This window comes from Caballeronia arationis (assembly GCF_001544975.2).
Lineage (GTDB): Bacteria > Pseudomonadota > Gammaproteobacteria > Burkholderiales > Burkholderiaceae > Caballeronia > Caballeronia arationis.
The window spans coordinates 1-3,509 of sequence record NZ_FCOG02000297.1 but is presented as its reverse complement, the minus strand read 5'-3'; the positions used below and the strand labels follow the sequence as shown (position 1 = coordinate 3,509).

Here is a 3,509-nt window from a genome sequence, read left to right as displayed (position 1 = left end):
CGTATCGGCGGGCATGGCGTGGCTATTCACGAGTCGTCCGGTATCGAGCATGCAAAAGCAGTGACCTTCGAAAGCCGCCTCTTGGGCGGCCGCGTCCCACGTCACAGTGAGAAAGTCGAAGATAGGGTCAATCGGTTTCATGGTCGGCTGTCGCGTCCCATCCGGTGGTCGTGTCCTCATCCAACAGCGCATACTCACGCACTTGCGTCTCCTTTCCCGGGCGCCGGATGTAGGGTCGGTGCGTCGCGTGCCGGCGTCTTCTCGTCGCCGCTAGTGGATGTTTTAAAGCGAACGAAGCCCATGTTTGCGAACTGCATGCCGCTCGCGAGGGCCAGCAAGAGCGCGAAAACGAGGGACTTCCCAACAAGCTCGAGAACGTTGGGGGAGATACCGAGGTGAACGAGGGTTGTCATACTTGCATCAAAGAGCGTCAGGTGATCTTGGAACGAGGCGCGGGCGCGGCTTCGAGATCGTCAGCCGAAGTACCGAAAAGCTCGTCCAGTTGGGCGTCGAGGGCTTTCCGCTGCGCATCCGCCCAAACCTGTGAATCGGTGGTCGCCACCACCGACGGCGCAATGGGTCCTTAAGACACTTTGACCCGTTATCGGCAAATCATCGGGCTTATAGGGGAGCTCAGGCCTTTGCGCGGGAGAGCTCTGTCACATTTGATTCCGCGCGTTCCTGGCCTTTCACGTCGTCCAGGCGCGGACCGCCGATAGGCCCTTCGTCCGGCGTCGAATCGACCTCGATCGTCAGCATTCTGGCAACGCGCTTCAGCGTGCCATTCAAAGACGCACGCGGACCAAGGCGGATCGTGCCGGAGTAAAAGATGTCGCCCGAGACTTGGCCGTTGATTTCCAGCGAGCCCCGAGCGTGCACATCTCCGTCGACGCGCCCGTCAATGCGAACGTGCTCGCCCTGCGCGGAGCCCTTTACGAGTCCGCCTTCGCCGACGTGCAGCAGACCCTGCGTCGAGATGATGCCGCCGTCGAGCAGGCCGAAGAACGAAATGCCGTGATCCACGACCATGTCGCCGGTGATCGCGCAGCCGCGCGCAATAAGCGTGATATTGAGTTCGGTTTTCATGGTGTCGTTTCCTTAGAACATCTGCACTTCGTTAGAGCCGGCGCGGTTCGCAGGTGCCGACTTCTTGCTCGTTCCCGACCCGGTATCGCCATCGCTTACCTGCTCATCGCGCGAATGCGAGCGGTGGCGGTAGCTGTGCGTGCGGGTTGGTGCCACGTTCTGTTGCGACGCGTGTTCATCTGCGGCAGGCTGTGCCGGAGGTTGCGCAGGCGTCACTGAGGTCGCGGGCTTGTAGGAAGCCTGGGTAGCCGCCTCTGTCTCGCGACGCGCTTGATGAATAGGTGAGGCAGCCGCTCGTTGCTCATCGTTGGAGACTGCAGGGGGCGGCTTGGTGGCGGCCACGCTCGCTGAGGGGCCGCCCGTCGTGCCCAACGAATTCTTGAACTGGTCAGCCGTCAGGCCGATCGAGGATGCAGGAGCGACGTCCTTCCCGGTCAGCGTCGGAGCGAGCGCTACCGGATGAGGCGGTTCTGCATCGATCTGGCGCGTCGCTGCGGCGACTGGCTGTCCTTCCGTTGCAGCCCGTTGGCTCTGATCGGGTTGCGGTTGGGCAACCGTCTTCTTCGGGCTGTGCGAGGAGGGCGCGCCCACCGACTTGTACAACGACGCGGCTCCCATACCCGCCATAGCCACCATAGCGGCGATAGCGACTGCGACGACGCTACGGCGGGCAACAGGCACCACCTTCGGGAGCCGCACTTTGCGCGTGGGTGTCCTAGCGTGTGCCGTCAAATTAGCCGGCGCCGGGAGCGCAGTGAGCTGCCGCTGCAGGTCAATGGTCATTGAGTTCGGTGCGAACTGCGCATGCAGTCGTTGAATTTCGCGTAAGTCCATGCGGGGTCCTCCCGTCGTTGTGTTAAGTCGAGCATATCCAGCGCCGCCGCGGGTCAAGACCGGGAGCGCAGAGAAGTTCGTTTCCAATGTCAGTGAGTTCGATCCGAGTCCGGAAGCAGCACACCTTCTGGCGCAAAGCGGTTGTTGTCCGGCATGCACAAGAAAGGGATTTGATTGATGCGTGCCTCAGCAGCCTCGAGCGCGGATTGGCGCACTTGAGCCGTCATGGTTCGCAGCATCAGCGCTTCCATCGTCTTCAGGAAAAGCTGGTCATACATCGAGAGGAGCCGCACGAGGCGACCGGACATGGCGTGCTTGATTTCAAGCGTGACCATCTCCGGCGGCGTCGGTGCGCGTCGACCTGGAAACTTGCTTGCCCAGGCGAGCGCCTTCTTCATAAAAGCCTCGGCCGTACGAAACTCCGACTCGATCGCGATGAGCTTGCCCCCGCGCGCAACGGTCATCTTTGCGGCCGCGAAGTTAAAGTCGGCGCGCAGGAATTCGCGTGCGTACAACGAGTAGTAGGGCAGTTCCGTCTTCGCCAGCGTGTCGCCATTGATACGTGCGAGGCGGCTGTCGTTGGTGAGCCGGTTCAACGGACGAAGACCGCTTTGCGCTGCGCTTTCGTTGCCGAGCGCTGCAGCCAGTTTGGGGTCTTCGTCGGGCGCTTCTAGGTCAGTAACAGCCATGATGTTCTCGGTATGTCTGTGTTCTCTCTCACATAGAATTTTCGTTGATCAGGCAAGTGTTCAAGCGGGCGAAAGCTATATGAATTTCGTGAGCTTTTCAGCTCACGCGAGCGTCGATAAACCGGATACTCAACTCCATTCCCCGCGTCACCGACGCATCGACCTCGACTCCAAGCCCGGAGTCCATCTTTTTTCTGCAAGTCGTGCCCGCCTCGTGCGTTAGGCATGCGCCGACCGGATAGCTACCGGTGTGGAAATCTTCCTTGTGCTGAGTGTGCGCGCTACACACTCCCCAATTTCAGCCGTAATACTCGTACCCTGTGCTGCATTCATATGCGCCGGTACATCGTTCGAACCCGGGTTTTCGGGTGTTCTCTCTCCAGAGCCTGATCTGGGTAGAACGATCGAAGTTGGCTGATCCGTGATTCCTGCGGCGGAAGCAATTCCGAAAAGGGCTGTTGCGCGGCGTGACCATGCTGCGCGAGAACGACATTACGTTCTCTGAACGAGCGACACCGGCTTATGCCGGCCGCTCCCTGCACGCCACGTCCCCGGAAGGGACGTGGCGCGTAGGTCTCTATATCGATTTCACGAAGCTCGCTCCCTGACCGGAGCGGGCTTTTTTTTCGTCCGTCGTTTCCTGCGGCCGGACCTTTCTCAACGGAGGTGCTGTTCCATGTTGTTGCCCGACCGCCTCAATCAACGTATCGCCGAGGCCATCACGCATCAAATCAATACCGAGCGGGAGCAGGCGGACACCACGTCCCCCGTTTGGCGAGAGCGGTGCGAAGTAGCTCGAGTCGCGATGTTCAGCGACGCCGAGCGCTCTGTCTTCATTTCCCATGTCAGCGAACGTCGCGGCAGTGCGGCAGCCCGAGAGATGCAATCTCAGGCCGAATC

The 3,509-nt window shown here is 60.5% G+C and carries 4 protein-coding genes; 1 reads left to right on the top strand and 3 read right to left on the bottom strand.

Annotated features, from left to right (window positions below):
- Positions 1 to 633: 633 nt before the first annotated feature.
- The 3 genes from AWB81_RS41195 to AWB81_RS41185 all read right to left on the bottom strand — a co-directional run bounded on the left by AWB81_RS41195 (position 634) and on the right by AWB81_RS41185 (position 2,516).
- Positions 634 to 1,086, bottom strand: a complete 453-nt coding sequence (locus tag AWB81_RS41195; protein WP_062644215.1) for a bactofilin family protein — start codon at positions 1,084 to 1,086, stop codon at positions 634 to 636.
- A 12-nt stretch (positions 1,087 to 1,098) separates the two neighbouring features.
- On the bottom strand, positions 1,099 to 1,920 hold the full coding sequence (locus AWB81_RS41190; RefSeq protein WP_062644213.1) for a hypothetical protein: 822 nt from the start codon (positions 1,918 to 1,920) through the stop codon (positions 1,099 to 1,101).
- Positions 1,921 to 2,009: 89 nt separating this feature from the next.
- Complete coding sequence (locus AWB81_RS41185; RefSeq protein WP_116565428.1) at positions 2,010 to 2,516, bottom strand: DUF1845 domain-containing protein; 507 nt, start codon at positions 2,514 to 2,516, stop codon at positions 2,010 to 2,012.
- A gap of 769 nt (positions 2,517 to 3,285) precedes the next feature.
- Here AWB81_RS41185 and AWB81_RS49250 point away from each other — a divergent pair.
- Positions 3,286 to 3,509 (top strand): DUF7696 family protein (locus tag AWB81_RS49250; protein WP_445344350.1); only part of this gene is annotated, 224 nt, incomplete at its 3' end.